The following is a 21,059-nucleotide window of genomic DNA, read 5'->3' as shown; positions in this document are numbered from 1 at the left end:
TATAATTTAAATACACACTAGCAAGTAATGCAGCCACATATGAATATAAAGAAAATTATAACGATAAGTGCCGTAATTGTAATCTCGGTTTTGATGGTTTATGGATTTATTTTGATAAACCAAATTTTTAGTGCGAATACTAAATTTTCTGAAAAAGAAGTTTACGTTCATGTGCCAACAGGATCTAATTATGAAGATGTAAAGAAAATATTAGAGCCTTATGTTAAGAATATTGAGAATTTTGAAATGGTTGCCAATAAAAGAGGGTATCCTGATAATGTAAAACCAGGACGTTTTTTATTGACCAAGGATATGAATAATATCGATTTGGTTAGAGCCATGCGATCTAATGTTCCAGTAAAATTAGCTTTTAATAACCAAGAGCGTTTGGAAGATTTTGCTGGGCGTATTGCTTCTCAAATAGAAGCAGATAGTTTATCGTTATTAAATGCTTTTAAAGATCCTGTTTTCTTAAAAGAAAATGGATTTAATGAAGAAGATGTGTTTGCAATGTTTATCCCGAATACTTATGAAGTTTATTGGAATACTTCGGCTCTTAAGTTTCGTGATAAAATGATTAAAGAATATCATAACTTCTGGACCAAAGAACGAATTGACCAAGCAGCAGCACAAGGTTTAACCCCAGTGCAAGCTACAATTCTGGCATCTATTGTGCATAAAGAATCTGTAAAAAAGGACGAAAGACCAAGAATTGCAGGAGTTTATTTAAATAGATTGCGTCTGGAAATGCCATTACAAGCCGATCCAACAGTTATTTATGCAATCAAAAAGAAATCAAATGACTTTGAGCAGGTGATAAAAAGAGTTTTCTATAAAGACTTAACAATGTCCTCTCCATATAATACCTATATGAATACAGGACTTCCTCCAGGGCCCATTGCTATGCCGGATATTACAGCACTAGAGGCTGTTTTAAACCCAGAGAAAAATGATTATATCTATTTTTGTGCAAGCGTAGATCGTTTTGGATACCATGAATTTGCTGCTACTCTGGCGCAACATAATGTAAATGCAAAAAAATATTCAGACTGGATTAACAGTCAAGGTGTAAAAAGATAGATAGTTTTGAGAATAAAATACCACTTACTTTTTTTGTTTTGTTTTATAGGAACCCAGTTTTTTTTCGCTCAAAGCAAAATTGAAAATTTTCTTACCCCTTCAGATTCTTTAAATATAAAAAGACAAAATACTGTCATTGTTTCCGAAGCCGTATTGGCTTCGGTAGCATTGGTCGGCTTAAATCAGCTTTGGTATGCCGATTACCCAAGATCGAACTTTCATTTTATAAACGATAATGCCGAATGGCTTCAGATGGATAAAGCAGGACATTTTTATTCTGCCTATCATCTCGGACGCTTTGGAGCCGAAATGTTGCAATGGAGCGGTGCAAGCTCTAAAAATCAAATGATTTATGGAGCAGGGTTTGGATTTGCATTTTTAACTGCAGTTGAGGTTTTGGATGGATTTTCATCAGAATGGGGAGCTTCTCCGGGAGATGTTATCGCAAATGCCGTAGGAACGAGTTTATACATATCACAAGAACTACTTTGGAAAGAACAGCGAATTACTCCTAAATTTTCTTTTCACAGAACTTCGTATGCTAATTATCGACCAGAAGTTTTGGGAGGTACGCTAAATGAACAAATTTTAAAAGATTATAACGGACAAACGTATTGGCTTTCGGTAAATATTCACTCCTTTATGAAAAACTCAAAAATACCAAAATGGTTAAATTTGGCAGTGGGTTATGGAGCAGAAGGAATGTTATCTGGGAATGTAAAAAACAGCACCGATTTGACGATTTATAACCCAGAAAGATATCGTCAATTCTACTTGAGTTTCGACGTTAATCTTACAAAAATTGAAACAAAATCACATTTATTGAAGACGATTTTCTCTGTTTTCAACACTATAAAAATCCCAGCTCCCACTTTGGAATACTCTCCTAACGAGGGGTTTAAGGGGCACTTCTTGTATTTTTAGAAAAGTTTAACTGGTTGATTTTTAGCTTTATAAAATTTATTGTATCTTTGTAGGCAGAAATTTTTGAATGGGACAGCGTTCAAAAGAAAAACAATCTATGATAAAGAAATGGTATTTTTACACAACGTTAACCGTTGTTATTGGGTTTTTAAGCTCAGGATTTAAGCCCTTCAATTTAGACACCAAACCTTGGTTTCTTACAGAAAAAACAGATGGAACCGACTACTTACTTCCATCTAAAGAAAAGAAAGATTATCCTGTTGTAGACAGTATTCCTTTCACCGGAAACCACCTTATTGGTTTCAAAGAAGCAATCGCCTTAAAAGAATCTCAAGGCAAATACAGAAAAGTAAATTCACTTGGTTATATGGGGAAATATCAATTCGGTACTCAGGCGTTACGCGCTATTGGAGTTCGAAATGATGAAGCTTTCCTAAAAAATCCTGCGTTACAAGAAAAAGCTTTTATTGCTTTATTGTCTAAAAACAAATGGATATTAAGAAAAGAAATCGAGAAATATGAAGGAACTTTAGTAAGTGGGATTTATATCACCGAATCAGGAATATTAGCAGCAGCCCATTTAGGTGGTGCAGGTTCTGTTAAAAACTTCTTTAAGTATAAAGGACAAAAATATTTCAGAGATGCTTATGGGACGTCTATAAGAAGTTACATGAAAGCTTTTGGAGGATATAATGTTTCATCTGTCGAAGCAGATAATGATGCCACAGTACACACAATATAATTCGTTACGAGTTAAGAATATAAAAAAACCTGCAAGAGATTGCAGGTTTTTTGTTTTTAATCAATTAAGATTTCTAGAATTGTGATTGCAGCTTCACTAATTTTTGTTCCAGGTCCAAAAACGGCAACTGCACCCGCATCAAATAAATATTGATAATCTTGTGCAGGTATTACACCACCCACAATTACCATGATATCTTCACGACCGTGTTTTTTAAGTTCTTCGATAACCTGTGGAACAAGCGTTTTGTGTCCCGCTGCAAGTGAGGAAACACCCAGAATATGAACATCATTTTCTACAGCTTGTTTGGCAGCTTCTGCCGGAGTCTGGAAAAGAGGACCTATGTCCACATCAAAACCTACATCGGCATAACCAGTTGCAACTACTTTTGCACCTCTGTCATGACCGTCTTGCCCCATTTTGGCAATCATAATTCTTGGGCGACGACCTTCCTGTTTGGCAAAGGTATCGGCCAATTGTTTTGCTTTTTCAAAGCTTTTGTCGTCTTTTATCGCTGCACTATACACACCACTAAAGGATTTAATTTGTGCTTTGTATCTTCCAAAAACAGTTTCTAATGCATCACTGATTTCGCCTAGAGTAGCACGATTTCTAGCAGCATCAATAGCTATTTCCAGTAAATTACCGTCACCGGTTTTTGCACAATGAATTAATTTTTCGAGTATTGCTTTTACTTTTTCAGAATCTCTGGTTGCCTTTATATGTTCTAGTTGAGCAACTTGTTGTTTACGTACCATTTGGTTGTCAACATCGAGAATCTGTAAAGGATCTTCTTTTTCTAATCGGTATTTATTAACACCTACGATAATATCTTGTCCGCTGTCTATTCGGGCTTGTTTTCTTGCCGCAGCTTCTTCTATTCGTAATTTAGGGATTCCAGCTTCGATTGCTTTTGTCATTCCGCCAAGTTCTTCAACTTCTTCAATAAGTTTCCAGGCATTGGCAACAATTTCATTTGTTAAGCTTTCTACATAATAACTACCAGCCCAAGGATCGACAGTTTTTGTGATTTTGGTTTCTTCTTGCAAGAAAATTTGTGTGTTACGAGCAATTCTTGCCGAAAAATCTGTTGGTAATGCAATTGCTTCGTCCAATGCATTTGTATGTAAAGATTGTGTACCACCAAAAGCAGCCGCAGTAGCCTCGATACAAGTACGAGCCACATTATTAAATGGATCTTGCTCTGTTAAACTCCAACCACTTGTTTGGCAATGTGTTCTTAATGCAAGAGATTTATCGCTTTTAGGATTAAATTGCTGAACAAGTTTTGCCCAAATCATTCTTCCTGCACGCATTTTGGCAATTTCCATAAAGTGATTCATTCCTATTGCCCAGAAAAAAGACAATCGTGGAGCAAACTCATCTATAGGCATTCCTGTTGCTAATCCGGTTCTAATATACTCTAATCCATCGGCTAGTGTATAGGCTAATTCGATATCGGCTGTAGCACCTGCTTCTTGCATATGATATCCAGAAATTGAGATAGAATTGAATTTCGGCATTTTTTTGCTTGTAAATTCAAAAATATCTGCAATAATCTTCATCGAAGGAGTAGGAGGATAGATATAAGTGTTACGTACCATGAACTCTTTTAGGATATCATTTTGTATAGTTCCTGAAAGTTTTACAGGAGGAACACCTTGTTCTTCTGCAGCAACAATATAAAAAGCCATAATTGGTAAAACCGCTCCATTCATTGTCATAGAAACCGACATTTCATCCAATGGAATTTGGTCGAATAAAACCTTCATGTCTTCGACAGAGTCTATCGCAACTCCAGCTTTTCCTACATCACCAACAACACGCTCATGATCAGAGTCGTATCCGCGATGTGTAGGTAAATCAAATGCGATGGATAATCCTTTTTGTCCTGCGGCAAGATTACGTCTGTAAAAAGCATTGCTTTCTTCGGCAGTCGAGAATCCTGCATATTGCCTGATTGTCCAAGGACGTCTTACGTGCATAGTTGCATAAGGACCTCTTAAATTTGGGGCAAATCCAGCTCCAAAATCAAGATGTTCTATATTCTCAATATCTTGTTTTGTATAGGTTGCTTTTAGGTCAATCCCTTCGGCTGTTTCAAAGTTACTGCTTGTCGTTTGTTGGTCTTTAGGAGCAACGTCTAACTTCTCACTTTTAACTTCTAACTTTATATGTGTAAGGTCTTTTCTCAATTCTAAAATTGTTATTAAAATAAGTTTAATTCGTTATCTCTCGATGTATGAAAAATGGATTTTATAACAATACAATTTTCATAAATAGAATAATGCAATGCGTATGGAAAAGATTTAAAAAAAATGATTCGAACGTTGTCATATCTTATTTGAAATAATAATGGATTTTTTTTAATGATGGCTATGCTTTTTTTTGAAGGAATCATTAAATCTGACAGCTAATTTTGAATCTATATCTTTATAAAAGAACAAAGATTTTTTATAGTCTATTTTAGCTTCTTCAATAATAACTACTTTATAAATCATCTTCAATTTCTTTTAAAAAATCATCAATGTCAGTAACATTTTTTGGGTTTTTTAAATAGGTTTCAGTTCTTTCTCTAACTTGATCAATTTGCCATTGAGGAATTCTATATTCATCATTTTGAACAGGTAAAATAATTACTTCTACTTCATCTGCTGTAAAATCATCTGGTAGAATAACAGTTACAGAATGATTTTTGACCGATACTATTCTTCTAATTGCTTCCATAATTATTTTAGGTTTGTATTCAAATATAACTATTTGAAATTAATTTATTCAAGCTCAAGTCTTTCCTGTTCTAATTTTTCAGCCAACCGTTTTTCTATTATTGGTGTAATTAATGTCTTTCTTGGTTTTATTTTTACAAAAGGAAAGAGTTCTAAATCATGTTTCATTTTGTCGTCTTTGTTCGGATATTTATTTGTTCCGAGTAAAACTTCTTTCTTTGTATCAAATAATTCTTGTTCCTTATCTGCACTTTCCTGAATTTTTCTTTTGATGATTCCTTCGTTTAAAAGCTTTAAGAATCCTCCGCTGGCTTCGATATCCTTAAATAAAGTCAATGCTTTCTCTGCAAGTTGGTTGGTAATACTTTCGATATAATAACTTCCATCGGCTGGATTATTGACTTTATCAAAATAACTTTCGTTTTTAAGAATCAATAATTGATTGCGCGCAATTCGATCCCCAAATTCATTGTCTTTATGATATAAAGCATCGTATGGTAAGTTTGCAATAGCATCGGCGCCACCAATTATTGCCGACATGCATTCGGTTGTGGTGCGTAACATATTTACATTGTAATCATACAATGTTTTGTTTCTCTTGGTTGGAGAAACCAGTAAATGGCATTCCAGATTTGGATTGTATTCTTTTGCAATTAAATTAAAAAGTAATCGTAAGGCACGAAGCTTAGCAATTTCAAAAAAATAATTGGTTCCAACGGCTACTTGTAATACAACTGTTCCGTTTATTGAAGGGATTCGATTAAAATATTCATTGGCATGTGCTACTGTATATGCAATTTGCTGTACCATATTGGCACCTGCATTTTGATATAAACCAGGATTAATACTTACGATTGAAGCATTTGGTATAGTTTTATAGAGTATTTCGAGGGTTTCGAAATTATTTTTGTCTTTGGTAGTAAATGAAAACCAATTTCCATCTTTTGCCAATTGCCCAATGGGATCAATATTGTAATAAAAACTCGCTTTTTTTTGTTGTGAAATGGTGTTTAACTTTTTCACGAAATCGATTGAAATAAAATTCAAATTAAAGTAAACGTTCGTGTTTTCTAAGGGTAGTTTTTCGAATAATTTTTCAACAGGGATGCTGTCGTTTTCAATTGTAAAACGCAAACTTTCGGCACCTCTTTTTAGAGAGTCCAAAGCCCTTTCAACTGATTTTGAAACGTCATGAACAAAAATGTTCTGACATATTTTAAAATCAGTTGCTTTGGTTGTTACTTCAACGGGCTTGATGTTTTCATCACTATGATAAAATGGTTTTACCTGAATGTCTTCTGGCGAATTCCAAATCAGGGTTTCGTTATAATCGGCACCATCTAATTCAAATTGGATTTTTTGTTTCCACTGTTTGGATGATACTGGACTAAAATTATCGAAAAGGGGAGTAGCCATTTTTATCGTTTTATAATTCTGAATTTATTTTTTCTTGATAGTGTCACCTTCAAATTCGATGATATAAATGTCTTCACTATCTTTTTTCATGAAATATTTTTCCCTAGCATATTTTTCAATTTGCTCTGGGTTTTTAAGCTCTTTTATTTGTTCCTGATCTTTTTTTATTTCTTCTTGATAATAGGTTTTGTTATCTTGTAATTCATCTATTTGATTATCTAGAAAACGATGGTCAAAATAGGAGTAATTATCCAGAAATACCATCCAGATTATAAAAAATAACAGTACCCAAACATACTTGTTGCTCAGGAGTTTAAACCAAGGTTTGTTTTTATAAGGATTCGTCATTTTTTATTTTTTAGCCCTGATAAAGCCGATATCCTTTGAGAGGAACGAACAAAGATAAAGGCGAAAGCAGGAAATAGCTCCTAATTATTAATGCAATAAATTTACAATAAAAATTATAGAATACGTTGATTAATTACTGCACGAACTACATCTATTGCTACAGTATTGTATTTGTCGTTTGGTATAATAATGTCTGCAAAAGCTTTAGTTGGTTCGATAAATTGCTCATGCATAGGTTTTAAGGTGTTTTGGTAGCGTGTTAAAACTTCATCCAAATCCCGACCACGTTCGGCAATATCACGCTTTAAACGTCTGATAAGTCTTTCGTCAGAATCGGCGTGAACGTAAACTTTAATATCAAAAAGGTCTCTAAGTTCAGGGTTTGTCAGGATTAAAATCCCTTCTACAATCATTACTTTACGAGGATGTGTACTTATTGTATCGTCGGTTCTGTTATGAGTGATAAAAGAATAAACGGGCTGATCGATCGTTTTTCCTTCTTTAAGTTCTTTTAAATGGGTAACTAATAAATCAAAATCAATAGCACGTGGGTGATCAAAATTTATTAAGGCTCTTTCATCAAAAGATAGATTTTTATTTTCTCTGTAGTATGAATCCTGAGAGATTACGCCCACTTCGGCATGGGGTAATTCATTCATTATTTGATGTACTACGGTTGTTTTTCCGCTTCCTGTTCCGCCTGCAATTCCAATGATGAGCATAAAAATATTGTTATAATTTGAAGCCGCAAAAATAGGAATTTATACGGATTTGTCATTAGTTAAAATTCCTAAAATTATTTGTTGGTTTTGTTGTGTTTTTATTTTTTAGAATTTAATTCTTAATTGAATAAATAACCTTAAATGAAGGAAAAGTTAAATAAGAATTACATGTATTTTCACAAATTTCAGTTTATTATTTACTTATTTGTCTAAAGTGCTTTTAAGGTTAATATTAATTAATTCAAATTTGTAGAATTTGTGCTTTATTTATTTTTTTGATTTTGAATAAAAACCCGCATGATCCTCAAAAGAAAAGGTCTCAATTACCAAAGTAGTTGAGACCTTTTGTGCAATCAGTGATTTTTTTGAATACCTGATTTTAGTAAGCACTTATTATTTGTTTTTCTTTGCTTTTATCATCATTTCAAGCTGATCCCAAAGTTCTTCTGGAATTGCTTCTAATAAATTAAATTGTCCGGCACCTTTTAACCATTCACCACCATCGATAACAATTACTTCACCATTTACATAGGCAGAGAAATCTGAAACTAAGTATGCAGCTAAATTGGCTAATTCCTGATGGTCACCCACACGTTTTAATGGTACTTTTTTTGCCATATCAAACTTTTCCGAAAGATCTCCGGGAAGTAATCTGTCCCAAGCACCTTTTGTAGGGAATGGGCCAGGAGCAATGGCATTGGTACGGATTCCGTATTTTGCCCACTCGACAGCAAGACTTCTTGTCATAGCTAGAACGCCAGCTTTTGCAGTAGCACTTGGTACAACATAAGCCGATCCTGTCCAGGCATAAGTAGTTACGATATTTAAAACCGTAGCTGATGTTTGTTTAGTATCAATCCAGTGTTTTCCGAAAGCTAGTGTGCAGTTTTTGGAACCTTTTAATACAATGTCGATAACTGTGTCAAAAGCATTAGCAGATAATCTCTCGGTTGGTGAAATAAAGTTTCCGGCAGCATTGTTTAATAATACATCTACTTTTCCAAAAGCTTTTAAAACTTCTTGCAGCATGTTTTCTACTTCTTCGTAATGACGAACATCACATTGCAGCGGTAAACAAGTTCCACCAGTTTGAGACTCAAGTTCTGTAGCTGTACTTTTTAGTTTTTCTAAATCTCTAGATGTTATTGCGACTTGAGCACCTAACTCCAGGAAGTATTTAGTCATGGCTTTTCCCAGACCACTTCCGCCACCAGTTACTACTATTACTTTGCCTTTTAAAGCATCGTCTCTTAACATTTTATCTGTATAACTCATGATTTTTTAAATTTTAAAAGTAAATATAAGAATTAAATAGTATGCATGCATAATAAATGTGTTAATTTTAGTTTATACTAAATGTTGCATAATCTTTCGGCAGCAGCCTCGAGTGTAGTATTATCTTTGGCAAAACAAAAACGGATTAGTTTTAAATCTTTTCCGTTGGCATAGAAAGTTGAAATCGGTATTGCAGCGACTCCATATTCGGTTATTAATCTTTTGCAAAAAGTAACATCATCTTCATCGGAAATTGATTCATAGGACGCTACCTGAAAGTAGGTTCCTTGGCATGGTTTTAATTCAAATCGGCTTTTTGATAATAATTGCTTAAAGTAGTCTCGTTTTTCCTGATAGAATTTGCCAAGTTTGGTTACGTCGACAATATCCAGATATTCGCTTATTGCAACTTGACAAATGCTGTTGACGCTAAAAACCAAAAACTGATGTACTTTTTTAATTTCTATCATTAAATGTTCTGGCGCTACTACATAACCAATTTTCCAACCTGTAATATGGAATGATTTCCCGAAAGAAGAAATCATAATACAACGATTTAAAAGTTGCTTACGGGTATGTGCCGAGATGTGTTTTTCTTCAAAAGTGATGTATTCATAAACCTCATCAGATAATACTAATAGGTCTGGGTATTTTTTAAGAATATTTTCTAATTGTACAAAATCTGCTTCCGCTAAAATTTTCCCTGTCGGGTTATGCGGATTATTAATTATTATCATTCTTGTTTTGGTAGAACAAGCTTTTTCGATAGTTTGCCAATTTGGTGTGTAATCGTCGTTTAAAGCTACTCGAATGGGTTTTGCATTACAAAGAAGAACTGGAGATTCGTAAGAATCATAACTCGGATCCAAAATAATAACTTCATCCCCCGTTTTTACTAAAGCCAAAATCGAGGTAAAAATTCCTTGAGTTGCGCCGGCGGTAATCAGAATTTCTGTTTCAGGAATGATGGTTCTGTTGTATGATTTCTGAACTAATTTTGCAATCTGATTCATCAACGGCGGATAACCTGCCATTGGTGTATATTGATGCACATTTTCTTTGGCTAGTTTTGCTATAATATCTGTCAATCTTTCGTCTACAGGAAAATTCGGAAATCCCTGCGAAAGATTAATTGCATTATATTCGGTTGCCATTTTAGACATTATTGTAAAAATACTAGTGCTAACATTTGGGAGTTTACTCATAATTTTTGTTGCCGAAATTGTTATTATAAAAGTACTTGTTTTTATAATAAATTGAGTGTTTTTTTGTTTTTTAGAAGCATAAAAAAGACATTAAAAAAGGACTATTTGTCAATAGTTGTTTTTTAATGTCTTTTTTTTTTGAATTATGTTATTTTATAATCTCTCCATTAGATTTTACGACAATTTTAAGAATAGAGTTATCTTTTTTGATTTTGAGATTGTACTCTTTTTTTTCAATATCTCCTTCTTTTTGTGTATAAAGGAATTTATCTTTTACAATTGTCCATCCAGGATATTCTTTATAAATAGAGTAAATTACTTTACCGGGAAGCTGCACATTTTCGTAATTTTCAATTACGTGGGTTAGTTTTCCGTTTTTATTATAGGTTGCAGATAAGGAGCCTTTTGGGTCTTCTAAGACTACTAAGTATTCATCATAGCCTTCATAGTCTTTTCCTAAATTATAAGAAATAAACTTTTCTTGAAGTGCTCTAACATTTTCATCGGGATTTCTGTCTGGTAAGTAAATAGAAAAATCCTTTCCTACGCTTTTAATTACAACAGCAGGTAAATCGATCATTTTAATTTCGCCTTCTTTTGAACGTGTAATATTTTCATCTTGAGCAAAAGAATTCGTCGTTAAACTAAAAAATAATAATAAAAAAAGAAATGTTTTCATGATATTTATTTTTAAAATATTAATTGTTTAGGTTAATTTTAATGATTTAAAATATATGAAGGTTTCTTTTTTCTTCCCCTTTTTGATGATGTTTGTTGTTAGTTAAATCATTAAAAATTAGTGTTTTGAATAATTATTTTTAGATCAATAAAAATAATCTTTTTACTAATGTATAAGAGTTAAGAATATCTTTATGTATTGTTAATTTAAAGGAATTTGAATGTTGCTTTTTAGGAAGAAAATATGTTGTAATTATCAATGTTCTTACATAAGAAGAAAGTGCCGCGTGATATTTAGTAATTGAAAAAAACAAATTCAAATAATAGCGATAGAGATTTTGCACTAACGTTTGTTATTGCATTTTATGTATAATAAAAATAGTCGGTCTATTATGTAAATCAACTTTTAGTTTTTTCCAATCGGCAGCCCGCATAGTTTTTATGAATTCGGTTGGTAAAGTAATATCTGTAGCAATACAAAGATGTGTTGCTGGATTTAAAATTTGCAGAATATCTTCGACTAATTTATTGTTTCTGTATGGAGTTTCAATAAAAATTTGAGATTGATTTTTGTCTTGTGATAATTTTTCAAAATGTTTTAATGCCGATTTTTTCTCGTCTTTGTCTATTGGTAAGTAACCATTGAAAGTAAAACTTTGTCCGTTCATTCCAGAAGCCATCATAGCCAATAAAATAGAAGATGGGCCTACAAGTGGTACTACCTGGATTCCTTTTTCATGTGCCAATTTTACAATTACAGCACCAGGATCGGCAACACCAGGACAACCCGCTTCGCTCATTAATCCAACATTTTTACCTTCTAATAAAGGTTTTATGAAGTCTAAATGTTCGCTGTTTTCGGTGCGTTTATTAAGTGTGAAAAGAATAAGATCTGATTGTTTTTTTTCTGGAGAAACTGCTTTTATGGATTTTCGTGCTGTTTTCTCATTTTCGACAATATAATGATCTATAAAATCAATACTTCTCTTTATTGTTTGTGGTAAAACATCCATAGGATCACTTTCGCCTAACGTTGTTGGGATCAAATATAGTTTTCCTAATAAAGCACTTGATTTCATGAGTTTGATTTTAAATTTATAGGACTAATGCTGTTGGTGTTTTGTAATTAGTTTTTGGGCAATTACTTCAGAAACTTCATCCAGCATTTCGTAAACGGAGTTAAAGCCATTTGGTAAGCCGTAATATGGATCGGGAACATCGACATTTTCAGAAGGGAATAATTCGTTCAGTATAAGTTGAACTTTGTCTTTTTGTTCTTGGTTTTTTGCCAATGCAATAACGTCATCATAATTAGAACTATCCATGACGTAGATATAATCGAAAGTATCAAAATCGGATGTATTGAATTGTCTTCCTTTTTGATTTGAGATATCTAAACCATTTTTTTTTGCTACAGCAATAGAACGTTCGTCAGGATTACGACCAACATACCAAGAGCCCATTCCGGCTGAATCGACAAAAAAAATGTCTTTTGGTAATTTTGAAGCTAATATTCCTTCGGCCAATGGTGATCTGCAAATATTACCCAAGCAGACCATTAATATTTTTACGGGCATGGTGCGTTTATAGCGTTAATTTTTTATTGATGTCTTCGACAAATTTTTTGAATTGTTTGTCTGTAGAGACTAAGTTGTCGACTGTTTTACAAGCATGTAATACGGTTGCGTGATCGCGATCACCGATTTGTGAGCCAATGTTTGCCAAAGATGCTTTGGTAAATTTCTTAGCGAAGAACATAGCCAATTGTCTTGCCTGAACGACGTGTCTTTTTCTAGTTTTGGATTGAAGTGTTTCAATATCCAACTGGAAATAATCGGAGACAATTTTTTGGATGTAATCTATAGAAATTTCTCTTTTTACATTTTTAACGAATTTTTCGACTACACTTTTAGCCAATTCAATCGTTACTTCTTTTTTGTTGAAAGAAGATTGTGCAATTAATGAAATAATCGCTCCTTCAAGTTCACGTACATTAGATTTAATGTTGCGTGCTACGTATTCGATTATATCTTCAGGTATTTCAACACCATCACGATATAAGATATTTTTTAAGATAGAAATTCTAGTTTCGTAATCTGGCTGATGTAACTCTGCAGATAATCCCCATTTAAAACGAGACAATAAACGTTGTTCAATGTCTTGCATGTCAACAGGTGCTTTGTCTGAAGTCAAGATTACCTGTTTTCCATTTTGATGTAAGTAATTAAAGATATGGAAGAAAACGTCTTGTGTACCTGATTTTCCAGATAAAAACTGAACATCGTCAATAATTAAAACATCGATTAACTGATAAAAGTGAATGAAATCATTACGATTGTTCTTTTTTACGGAGTCGATATATTGTTGGGTGAAAATTTCGGCAGAAATATATAAAACCGTTTTTTCTGGGTATTTGTCTTTTACTTCAACACCAATTGCATGAGCTAAGTGTGTTTTTCCTAATCCAACTCCACCAAAAATCAATAATGGATTAAATGATGTTCCTCCAGGTTTATTGGCAACAGCCATACCTGCAGAACGAGCTAAACGGTTAGAATCTCCTTCAAGGAAATTATCAAAACTATAGTTTGCATTTAATTGAGACTCTATTTTTAAATTACGGATTCCAGGAATTACAAAAGGATTTTTTAATTCAGGATTTAAGTTTTTAAACGGAGCATCAACATCTTGGGGTTTCATTGGTCCTCTATTGGCACTTGGCAATTGTTCCGTAAACGGTTGTTTGTTACCATAAGTGTTTTCCATTTTGATTTTATAGAGTAACTTTGCATTTTTTCCGAGTTCTTTGGTAAGGGCTACTTTAAGTAATTTAACGTAGTGTTCTTCCAGCCATTCGTAGAAAAATTTACTTGGAACTTGAATATATAACGCGTTGTCGGTGAGCTCAACTGATTTGATTGGTTCAAACCAAGTTTTGTACGCTTGATCTTGAATGTTGTCTTTTATAAAAGACAAACAGTTTTCCCATACCGATTGTGCAGTTTTAGTCATAGATTCAAATAAATTATATGTATTGATAATATTTCCCTTATAAAAACGAGGTTAGATATTTGTCATTTTTCAAGATAACAAATATGTGAACAAATTTCGTTAAAAAAAAATATTTAGGGAGGTAATTTTCTAAAATATTGTTGTAAGGGAGGCTTTTAAAATTAATTTTTTTTAATAAATAAATAATGAAAAATCATCAAACTCAAGTACGTGTTCGTTACTCAGAAACGGATCAAATGGGAGTCGTTTATCATGGGAATTATATCCCTTATTTCGAAATTGGACGTGTGGAATGGCTTAGAAACAAAGGAGTTTCGTATAAAATCATGGAGGAAAGCGGGGTGGGGTTGCCAATCGTTTCTATGAACATTAATTATAAAAAATCGGCACGTTATGATGAGTTATTAACAGTGCATACGACATTTAAAAGTCAGTCGTCTGTTAAGATAGAATTTGATTGCGCAATTTATAACGAAGCAAATGAGTTATTAACAACTGCTGTCTTTATTTTGGTTTTTGTGTCCTTAAAAACGGGTCGTCCAATGGCTCCTCCAGACTATATTTTGGAACTTCTTAAAAAGATTGAATAATTGCTAAAATTCACCTTAAATGAAAGTGATTTTAGCATGATTTTATTTCTATTTCAAACATTGAATCAAAAATGTCGAATATCATTTCGGCATTTTTTTTGCGTATTTGGACCGTAATTTTGCCAATTGGGAGCCCGGAATCTTCATTGATTTCCATTTCTTGTGAGACAATCTCCAATCTTTTTTCTTTGATTACTCGCATTACTTTATTCATGTTTTTGTAATCAAAAGAGATTAAAAACTGCACATCAATCGTTTTTTCAATAATTTCGCAAGCTTCCAATGCCATTTGAGCAGTAGTTCTGTAAGCAGAGATTAGTCCTCCAACGCCTAGTTTAATTCCGCCATATATACGAACTATAACTAAAAGAACGTTTGTTACGCCAAAAGATTGTATTTGACCATAAATAGGCATGCCAGCTGTGTTGCTTGGTTCGCCATCATCATTGGCTCGGTAGCTTATTGATGGTTCAATACCCAATTGATAGGCATAACAATAATGTACGGCACTAGGATGTTGTTTTTTTAGGGTTTCAATTATTGGTTTAACTTCTTCTTCGGAAGTAATTGGGTAAGCATAGCCGAAAAATTTACTACTCTTTTCTTTATACAATACTTCTTCTGAAGGAAATGCTATAGTTTGGTACGTATCTTTAAATTCCAAGATTGTTTTTTAAATTATTTTTTTGTCGAATAAATCCACGACGTCTTCTTTACCTACTTGCAAGTTCCATACTTGAAGACCTAATTCGGCTGCGGCATTAGTGTTTTCGATTTTGTCATCAATGAACAAAGTTCGTTTTGGTGATAAGTCGTGTTTATTGATAATGTAATTAAAGGCTTCGAGATTTGGTTTTCTCATTCCGATTTCGAAGGAAAAATAAACTTTTTCAAAGCATTGATAGAAATCACTGTAAAAAGAAACTCCAGTTTTATGTTCGAATGTCTTGATATGGATAGAATCAGTATTGCTTAACAAAAACAGCCTGTATTTCTCGGATAGCATTTGTAAAAATTCCAATCGGTATAAAGGAAAGTCTAACAAAACTGCATTCCATGCATTCAGGATTTGTTTTGTGGAAGCATTCGGAATTTCTTTTTGGAATCCGGATATAAATTCTTCGGGCGTAATGTTGCCTGTTTCGAACTTAATATTCAGCTGTTCTAAATTAGAGTTCCAATCTGATAGGCCAAGTTTTTTTAGTCCATCAATGGTAGCTTGTTTATCGAGGTTGATAAATATATCTCCAAAATCAAAAATAATAGTGTCAATCATGGTTTCTAACTTGTATTAATTCGTCGTTGCCAATGTTTATTTTTTTTAATTTTTTACCAGTAATTATAGGAGCTTTAGTGCCTGTGGTAAAATATGTGTTTCCGATAAAAAAGCGCCCTTCATCCCAAAGATTGGTATTGATAAAGGTTTGTAAAGTTTGTAATCCACCTTCGATAATAATCGACTGAATTTGGTGTTGATATAAAACAGAAAGTATTTGTTGAATTATATTTTGTTTAAAATCAATTACTTCAAAGATAAGGTTTTCTTTTTCAATGACAATTTTGGATTTTGTAAATACAATAGTTTTAACATCATTATTAAAAATATGACTGTCTTTTGGAATGCGATTGTTCTGATCTAAAACTATGCGAACAGGGTTTTTTCCTGCCCAATCGCGTGTATTGAGTTTTGGGTTATCATCAATAACTGTTTGGGTCCCTACCAAAATAGCTTGTTCTTCACTTCGCCATTTGTGTACCAATTGTCTCGAATATAAATTGGTAATCCAGATGGGTTCTCTTTTTAAAATGATGTCAGTATTTTTTTCGGGAGATATAAATCCATCTTTACTTTCGGCCCATTTTAAGATTATATAAGGTCTTTTTTGTTGATGGAAAGTAAAAAAACGTTTGTTTAGTTCATTGCATTCCTCTTCCAGAATTCCAACGGTTACATTTTTTCCGGCTTCGAGGAGTTTTTTAATTCCTCTTCCAGCAACTTTTTCGTTTGGATCAACGGTTCCAACGACAACATTCGGAATTTCGTTTGCAATAATCAAATCACAACAAGGCGGCGTTTTTCCAAAATGACTGCAAGGTTCTAAACTCACATAAATAGTTGCTTTTTTGAGTAATGATTTATCTTTTACCGAATTTACAGCATTTACTTCGGCATGAGGTTCACCTGCTTTTTTGTGCCAGCCTTCTCCTATAATGACGTTATTATAAACAATTACGCTGCCAACCATTGGGTTTGGATATGTAGTTCCTAAACCATTTTTGGCAAGCTGAATGCAGCGTTTTATGTATTTTTCATGTATATTCACAATGCAAAAGTAGTTATTTTTGAGTTTATGATTTAGTTTTGAATCTATCTAAAATTACAATAAAGTATATTTACTTTTGTACTTTTAACAAGACAGAATAAGAAGGAATGGAAAATTGGATTATTAGAAAAATAATAAAAGAAGACAATCAGGCTGTAGCACGATTAATAAGAGCTGTTTTTGATGAGTTGAATATCCCGAAGGTAGGAACGGCATATGAAGATCCTTATTTGGATTTAATGTTTGAAGAATATAATAAGTCTAAATCGGTTTATTATGTGGTTGAAAACGATGGTAAAATTGTAGGTTGTGCAGGAGTTGCTCCCTTGGAGAATGAAGCACCAATAATTTGTGAATTACAAAAGATGTACTTTTTGCCGGAAACTCGTGGACTGGGCATAGGAAGTAAAATGATGGAGGAATGTTTGCAAAGTGCCAAGGATTTTGGTTTTGAAAAATGTTATATCGAAACGATGCCTTTTATGCATGCGGCTCAAAAATTATATAAAAAATCAGGTTTTGAATATCTTGATGCTCCAATGGGAAGCACAGGTCATACTTCGTGTCCGGTGTGGATGTTGAAAAATCTATAAGCTTATGAAAAATTTAATTACAGGGATTTTTTTACTTTCTGTTTTGGTTTCTTGTAAAGATTCTAAAGAAGTAAAAGGTGAAAAGGCTATCGAAGTTGTTGAGAAATCGGTTATTAAAGATTCTCTTCGACAGGACAAGGTTGTTTCGAATGGAGATTTTAAAAATGACTTTGATATTTTGTTACCACGAAGCTATCGAAGCTCTGAAGGTAAAAATTCTGCTACTTCTTTAAATAAAAAGTGGATTGATTTATACGAACAAAACGGCGAATATTATTTGGGAAAAGCAAGTTTTAAAATTGAAAAAGGATTCGATGAGTGTACAGGAGATTCATTAAAATCAATTGTTTCTAAAAATAAGACTATTATTTTTATGGATTATCCTAGTTTGAAATTAGGGAAAATAAAATCTTTAAAAATTGAAGAAGATAAAGTTTGGCCTGATGAAAAAGTGACTTTTGTATTTAATAATGTTAATTATATTTTGCGTGCCGAAGGTAAAGTTCTTTCTTCTGAAATGGTTTCTACGGATAATAATACAGAAGAAGTTTTTAAGAAGGTTGAAAATTATAAGCTTTATCTAACTACGGGAAATACTACTGAAAAATTACTTTTAGCGGAGCAATCGTTTAACGATACTTTTGTAGAGTTGCTTTTTGCAGGAGATATTGATAACGATGGGAAATTAGATTTTATTTTTAGTGCAAACAGAAATTATGAAGAGGAGCGAGTGATTTTATTTCTTTCGTCTAAAGCTAAAAGCGGTGAGGCGATGGAAAAGGTTTCTGAAATTGCAGTAGGATTTGATTGCTAATTAAGCCTGTTTTTAAACAATAAGTATAAAATGAAAATAAAACAATACAGAACGCAATTTATTCAAGAGCTTTCGGGAATTTATGATGTTTTGGAAGTGGAGAGTTTCTTCTATTTAATTCTAGAAGTGAAACGAAATCTTAAGCAAATAGATTTAGCTTTAAATCCGGATCTGTCTTTTTCGGAACAAGAAATTGCAGATTGGAGTATCCTAGTTTCTGAATTAAAAAAAGAGATTCCGATACAATACTTGTTAGGGAAAACGAATTTTTACGGATTGGATTTTGAGGTAAACTCAAATGTTTTGATTCCGCGACCAGAGACGGAAGAATTGGTTGAGTGGATTATTAAAGAGAATTTAAATGTTGGGAAATCTAATGGTCTCAAAATTCTGGATATAGGTACAGGAAGCGGATGTATTGCAATTTCGCTGGCTAAAAATCTTCCTCATGCGCAGGTTTATGCTATTGATGTTTCGGAGAATGCTTTGGCTACTGCCAAAAGAAATGCTATTTCTAATGGAGTTTCGGTTACTTTTTTGCTTCAGAATATTCTGGAAACCGAAGATTTAATGCAGGAGTTTGATGTTATTGTTTCGAATCCACCTTATGTAAGGAATCTTGAAAAAGAAGAAATAAAGAAGAATGTATTAGATTATGAGCCGCATTTGGCGCTTTTTGTGGAGGATAATGATGCGCTTATTTTTTACAGAAAAATAGCTGAACTCGCACAAACGAATCTAAGAAAAAACGGAAGTCTTTATTTTGAAATCAATCAGTATTTAGGAAAGGAAACGGTTAAATTGCTTGAGAATTTAGGCTTTAAAAACATCGAATTGCGTAAAGATATTTACGATAATGACAGGATGATTTTTTGTGTTAAATAAGTTTTTAGTCACAGTTTCATTTTTCGGTCTTTATCCTGCAAGGTTTTTTTAACCTTGTAGGTATCTAGTTGTGTGGACTTTTAGGTAGAACTTTATTTTTAAACCATGTAAGTGATGTAAGCACATGTAAGCAAGGTTTGTATTTTATTGGGGTGGGGCTTTTAAGGAAAATATAAAAAAGTAGATTCTTCTATGATTTACTTTATATCTACAAGGTTAAAAAACACTGCAGGATGAATATGACTTGAAAATGTAAGTTGTAGAATAGCCCCGATTGCAGTGGAAATCCTTTTATCTTGATTTTTTCAAGATAAAAGATTGGAACGAAAGCGGGATTGTCCGTGTTATGAAACGATTATGTTGTGCTCCTGCAAACTTTTAGTGAAATAGTTAAGCTGTGTACTGTAACTGAAAACTGAGACTGAATACTACTCATAGCGCAAAGCTTCGATAGGGTCTAGTTTGGAGGCTTTTATTGCGGGATATAGTCCGGAAATAATGGCAACCATAAAACTAGTTCCAAAAGCGGCGAATATGGCTGCCCACGGAATTACAAATACGAATTTCATTGCTGTAGCAAATGCAAAACCAACTAGAATTCCCAGAACGATTCCGACCAAGCCGCCTAATTGTCCGATGAGTAAAGTTTCGATAAAAAACTGAACTGCGATGGTTGTCTTTTTGGCTCCCAATGCTTTACGAACACCGATTTCGCGGGTACGCTCTGTTACCGATACAATCATGATATTCATTAAGGCAATTGATGAGCCTAAAATGGTGATTATACTAATAATCCATGATGCCCAACCAAGATATTTTGTGATGCCGAGAATACGATTGATAAGATCGTCACTACGTACTACTCCAAAATTGTTGTCACGCATTGGGCTTAAATTTCGAACGCGACGCATGGTACTTGTTGCGTTGTCGATGGCTTGATCCAATAATTCTTTTTTGGAAACCATTACGCTTATCGTGTAATTTATGTTTGGAGCAGTAAATAAGGAACGCGCTACCTGTATAGGAATTAATACTCGTAAATCCTGACTGTTTCCAAATGTGGAGCCTTTTTCTTTTAGTACGCCAATAACTTTAAAACGTGCACCACGTATAGAAATTATTTTGTCGATTGGGTTTACATCTTTTAATAATCCTTTCATGAAATCGGAACCAAGAACACATACATAAGTGTTGTTTTCAATATCAAATTGGTTGAAAGTTCTACCGATACTAGTTTCCAGGCCTGAGTTACTAATAAAATGTTCGTCAACGCCGAGAACTTTAATTTCGGGATCGGTTTTGGTAGCTTGGTACTTTACTTCGGCTGTAGAAGTTGCTGTGAAAGAAAGCGATGTTTCGGTAAATGGATATTTAAATTTATTCTTGAAAGCAACGGCTTCGGGATATGAAATAATAGGGTTTATAACTTCTCTTTCGTTTCCGCCACGGTTTCTAACTTCGTTTTCGTATTGATTGATATTGAAGGTATTTGCTCCCATAGAAGCAAAATCGGTAGAGATAGTGTTTTCTAAGGCGGAAACTACGGTTAAGATTCCAACTAAAGCGGTGATGCCAATTGCGATAATTAAGACGGTAAGAATGGTACGTAATAATTGTGTTCGAATGGAACCAAATGCAATTCGAATATTTTCTTTGAATAGTTTTAGCATCATACTAGTTTGTCACGAAAATACAATTTTTGTTACAAGTTTGTTTTAGAAGAGT

At 33.3% G+C, this 21,059-nt stretch carries 22 protein-coding genes; 7 read left to right on the top strand and 15 right to left on the bottom strand.

The genetic code is table 11. The features are described from left to right. The first annotated feature begins 39 nt into the window (after positions 1–39). The 3 genes from mltG (at position 40) to OIU83_RS02475 (ending at position 2,746) form a co-directional block, all read left to right on the top strand. Complete coding sequence (mltG, locus tag OIU83_RS02485) at positions 40–1,080, top strand: endolytic transglycosylase MltG (RefSeq protein WP_264204700.1); 1,041 nt, start codon at positions 40–42, stop codon at positions 1,078–1,080. Positions 1,081–1,092: 12 nt separating this feature from the next. Next, on the top strand, positions 1,093–2,004 hold the full coding sequence (locus OIU83_RS02480) for a YfiM family protein (RefSeq protein WP_264204929.1): 912 nt from the start codon (positions 1,093–1,095) through the stop codon (positions 2,002–2,004). A 97-nt stretch (positions 2,005–2,101) separates the two neighbouring features. Continuing rightward, positions 2,102–2,746, top strand: coding sequence for a peptidoglycan-binding protein LysM (locus OIU83_RS02475; RefSeq protein ID WP_264204928.1), 645 nt, complete (start codon positions 2,102–2,104; stop codon positions 2,744–2,746). A gap of 56 nt (positions 2,747–2,802) precedes the next feature. Here the strand turns inward: OIU83_RS02475 and scpA are convergent, their stop codons facing one another. The 11 genes from scpA to dnaA all read right to left on the bottom strand — a co-directional run bounded on the left by scpA (position 2,803) and on the right by dnaA (position 14,128). Further along, entirely contained in the window at positions 2,803–4,941 is a 2,139-nt protein-coding gene (gene scpA / locus OIU83_RS02470) for a methylmalonyl-CoA mutase (protein WP_264204699.1), read from the bottom strand. A gap of 295 nt (positions 4,942–5,236) precedes the next feature. Continuing rightward, positions 5,237–5,473 carry a hypothetical protein gene (locus tag OIU83_RS02465; protein WP_264204698.1) on the bottom strand — a complete coding sequence of 79 codons (237 nt, stop codon included), beginning with the start codon at positions 5,471–5,473 and terminating at the stop codon, positions 5,237–5,239. 44 nt (positions 5,474–5,517) lie between these two features. Then, entirely contained in the window at positions 5,518–6,888 is a 1,371-nt protein-coding gene (locus tag OIU83_RS02460) for a methylmalonyl-CoA mutase subunit beta (RefSeq protein ID WP_264204697.1), read from the bottom strand. Positions 6,889–6,912: 24 nt separating this feature from the next. Then, on the bottom strand, positions 6,913–7,236 hold the full coding sequence (locus tag OIU83_RS02455) for an FtsB family cell division protein (protein WP_264204696.1): 324 nt from the start codon (positions 7,234–7,236) through the stop codon (positions 6,913–6,915). Positions 7,237–7,349: 113 nt separating this feature from the next. Continuing rightward, the gene (gene udk, locus OIU83_RS02450; RefSeq protein WP_039111328.1) at positions 7,350–7,958 is read right to left on the bottom strand and encodes a uridine kinase; all 609 of its coding nucleotides are present in this window, start codon (positions 7,956–7,958) and stop codon (positions 7,350–7,352) included. A gap of 393 nt (positions 7,959–8,351) precedes the next feature. Beyond that, positions 8,352–9,233 (bottom strand): SDR family oxidoreductase, encoded by an 882-nt coding sequence (locus tag OIU83_RS02445; protein ID WP_264204695.1) that lies wholly within the window; start codon positions 9,231–9,233, stop codon positions 8,352–8,354. Positions 9,234–9,310: 77 nt separating this feature from the next. Further along, on the bottom strand, positions 9,311–10,438 hold the full coding sequence (locus OIU83_RS02440) for a methionine aminotransferase (protein ID WP_264204694.1): 1,128 nt from the start codon (positions 10,436–10,438) through the stop codon (positions 9,311–9,313). 148 nt (positions 10,439–10,586) lie between these two features. Further along, entirely contained in the window at positions 10,587–11,117 is a 531-nt protein-coding gene (locus OIU83_RS02435) for a hypothetical protein (protein ID WP_264204693.1), read from the bottom strand. A 352-nt stretch (positions 11,118–11,469) separates the two neighbouring features. After that, positions 11,470–12,195, bottom strand: coding sequence for an SAM-dependent methyltransferase (locus OIU83_RS02430; RefSeq protein WP_264204692.1), 726 nt, complete (start codon positions 12,193–12,195; stop codon positions 11,470–11,472). 24 nt (positions 12,196–12,219) lie between these two features. Beyond that, the gene (locus OIU83_RS02425; RefSeq protein WP_264204691.1) at positions 12,220–12,693 is read right to left on the bottom strand and encodes a low molecular weight protein-tyrosine-phosphatase; all 474 of its coding nucleotides are present in this window, start codon (positions 12,691–12,693) and stop codon (positions 12,220–12,222) included. Positions 12,694–12,700: 7 nt separating this feature from the next. Continuing rightward, positions 12,701–14,128: a chromosomal replication initiator protein DnaA gene (dnaA, locus tag OIU83_RS02420; protein WP_264204690.1), complete on the bottom strand. Its 1,428-nt coding sequence runs from the start codon at positions 14,126–14,128 to the stop codon at positions 12,701–12,703. A gap of 185 nt (positions 14,129–14,313) precedes the next feature. Here dnaA and OIU83_RS02415 point away from each other — a divergent pair, with 185 nt between their 5' ends. Further along, the gene (locus tag OIU83_RS02415; RefSeq protein WP_264204689.1) at positions 14,314–14,718 is read left to right on the top strand and encodes an acyl-CoA thioesterase; all 405 of its coding nucleotides are present in this window, start codon (positions 14,314–14,316) and stop codon (positions 14,716–14,718) included. Positions 14,719–14,749: 31 nt separating this feature from the next. Here OIU83_RS02415 and OIU83_RS02410 read toward each other — a convergent pair whose 3' ends face one another. Genes OIU83_RS02410 through ribD form a run of 3 tightly spaced genes read right to left on the bottom strand, consistent with a single transcriptional unit; the run spans position 14,750 to position 17,042 of the window. Next, complete coding sequence (locus OIU83_RS02410) at positions 14,750–15,382, bottom strand: IMPACT family protein (RefSeq protein WP_264204688.1); 633 nt, start codon at positions 15,380–15,382, stop codon at positions 14,750–14,752. 9 nt (positions 15,383–15,391) lie between these two features. Continuing rightward, the gene (locus OIU83_RS02405) at positions 15,392–15,994 is read right to left on the bottom strand and encodes an HAD family hydrolase (RefSeq protein ID WP_264204687.1); all 603 of its coding nucleotides are present in this window, start codon (positions 15,992–15,994) and stop codon (positions 15,392–15,394) included. Beyond that, entirely contained in the window at positions 15,987–17,042 is a 1,056-nt protein-coding gene (gene ribD, locus OIU83_RS02400) for a bifunctional diaminohydroxyphosphoribosylaminopyrimidine deaminase/5-amino-6-(5-phosphoribosylamino)uracil reductase RibD (RefSeq protein WP_264204686.1), read from the bottom strand. The genes OIU83_RS02405 and ribD overlap by 8 nt, the downstream gene beginning before the upstream one ends. A 107-nt stretch (positions 17,043–17,149) precedes the next feature. Between ribD and OIU83_RS02395 the strand changes: the two genes are divergently transcribed. From OIU83_RS02395 to prmC, 3 genes are read left to right on the top strand one after another with little or no spacing between them, the layout of a single operon-like run. After that, positions 17,150–17,635, top strand: coding sequence for a GNAT family N-acetyltransferase (locus tag OIU83_RS02395; RefSeq protein ID WP_264204685.1), 486 nt, complete (start codon positions 17,150–17,152; stop codon positions 17,633–17,635). Positions 17,636–17,639: 4 nt separating this feature from the next. Continuing rightward, entirely contained in the window at positions 17,640–18,449 is an 810-nt protein-coding gene (locus tag OIU83_RS02390) for a hypothetical protein (protein ID WP_264204684.1), read from the top strand. 30 nt (positions 18,450–18,479) lie between these two features. After that, a complete protein-coding gene (gene prmC, locus OIU83_RS02385; RefSeq protein ID WP_264204683.1) occupies positions 18,480–19,334 on the top strand; it encodes a peptide chain release factor N(5)-glutamine methyltransferase in 855 nt (284 codons plus the stop codon). A 428-nt stretch (positions 19,335–19,762) separates the two neighbouring features. On the opposite strand, the gene OIU83_RS02380 is transcribed toward prmC, so the two are convergent. After that, positions 19,763–21,007, bottom strand: coding sequence for an ABC transporter permease (locus tag OIU83_RS02380; RefSeq protein ID WP_264204682.1), 1,245 nt, complete (start codon positions 21,005–21,007; stop codon positions 19,763–19,765). Between the last annotated feature and the right edge of the window lie 52 nt (positions 21,008–21,059).

Source organism: Flavobacterium shii (genome assembly GCF_025847235.1).
Taxonomy (GTDB): domain Bacteria; phylum Bacteroidota; class Bacteroidia; order Flavobacteriales; family Flavobacteriaceae; genus Flavobacterium; species Flavobacterium shii.
This window is presented reverse-complemented; position numbering and strand designations above follow the sequence as displayed.

Coding starts and splice junctions, on each gene's coding strand:
- mltG (WP_264204700.1), top strand. CDS start 40: ATGAATATAAAGAAAATTATAACGATAAGTGCCGTAATTGTAATCTCG.
- OIU83_RS02475 (WP_264204928.1), top strand. CDS start 2,102: ATGATAAAGAAATGGTATTTTTACACAACGTTAACCGTTGTTATTGGG.
- OIU83_RS02465 (WP_264204698.1), bottom strand. CDS start 5,473: ATGGAAGCAATTAGAAGAATAGTATCGGTCAAAAATCATTCTGTAACT.
- OIU83_RS02460 (WP_264204697.1), bottom strand. CDS start 6,888: ATGGCTACTCCCCTTTTCGATAATTTTAGTCCAGTATCATCCAAACAG.
- OIU83_RS02455 (WP_264204696.1), bottom strand. CDS start 7,236: ATGACGAATCCTTATAAAAACAAACCTTGGTTTAAACTCCTGAGCAAC.
- udk (WP_039111328.1), bottom strand. CDS start 7,958: ATGCTCATCATTGGAATTGCAGGCGGAACAGGAAGCGGAAAAACAACC.
- OIU83_RS02445 (WP_264204695.1), bottom strand. CDS start 9,233: ATGAGTTATACAGATAAAATGTTAAGAGACGATGCTTTAAAAGGCAAA.
- OIU83_RS02440 (WP_264204694.1), bottom strand. CDS start 10,438: ATGAGTAAACTCCCAAATGTTAGCACTAGTATTTTTACAATAATGTCT.
- OIU83_RS02435 (WP_264204693.1), bottom strand. CDS start 11,117: ATGAAAACATTTCTTTTTTTATTATTATTTTTTAGTTTAACGACGAAT.
- OIU83_RS02430 (WP_264204692.1), bottom strand. CDS start 12,195: ATGAAATCAAGTGCTTTATTAGGAAAACTATATTTGATCCCAACAACG.
- OIU83_RS02425 (WP_264204691.1), bottom strand. CDS start 12,693: ATGCCCGTAAAAATATTAATGGTCTGCTTGGGTAATATTTGCAGATCA.
- dnaA (WP_264204690.1), bottom strand. CDS start 14,128: ATGACTAAAACTGCACAATCGGTATGGGAAAACTGTTTGTCTTTTATA.
- OIU83_RS02415 (WP_264204689.1), top strand. CDS start 14,314: ATGAAAAATCATCAAACTCAAGTACGTGTTCGTTACTCAGAAACGGAT.
- OIU83_RS02405 (WP_264204687.1), bottom strand. CDS start 15,994: ATGATTGACACTATTATTTTTGATTTTGGAGATATATTTATCAACCTC.
- OIU83_RS02395 (WP_264204685.1), top strand. CDS start 17,150: ATGGAAAATTGGATTATTAGAAAAATAATAAAAGAAGACAATCAGGCT.
- OIU83_RS02390 (WP_264204684.1), top strand. CDS start 17,640: ATGAAAAATTTAATTACAGGGATTTTTTTACTTTCTGTTTTGGTTTCT.
- prmC (WP_264204683.1), top strand. CDS start 18,480: ATGAAAATAAAACAATACAGAACGCAATTTATTCAAGAGCTTTCGGGA.
- OIU83_RS02380 (WP_264204682.1), bottom strand. CDS start 21,007: ATGATGCTAAAACTATTCAAAGAAAATATTCGAATTGCATTTGGTTCC.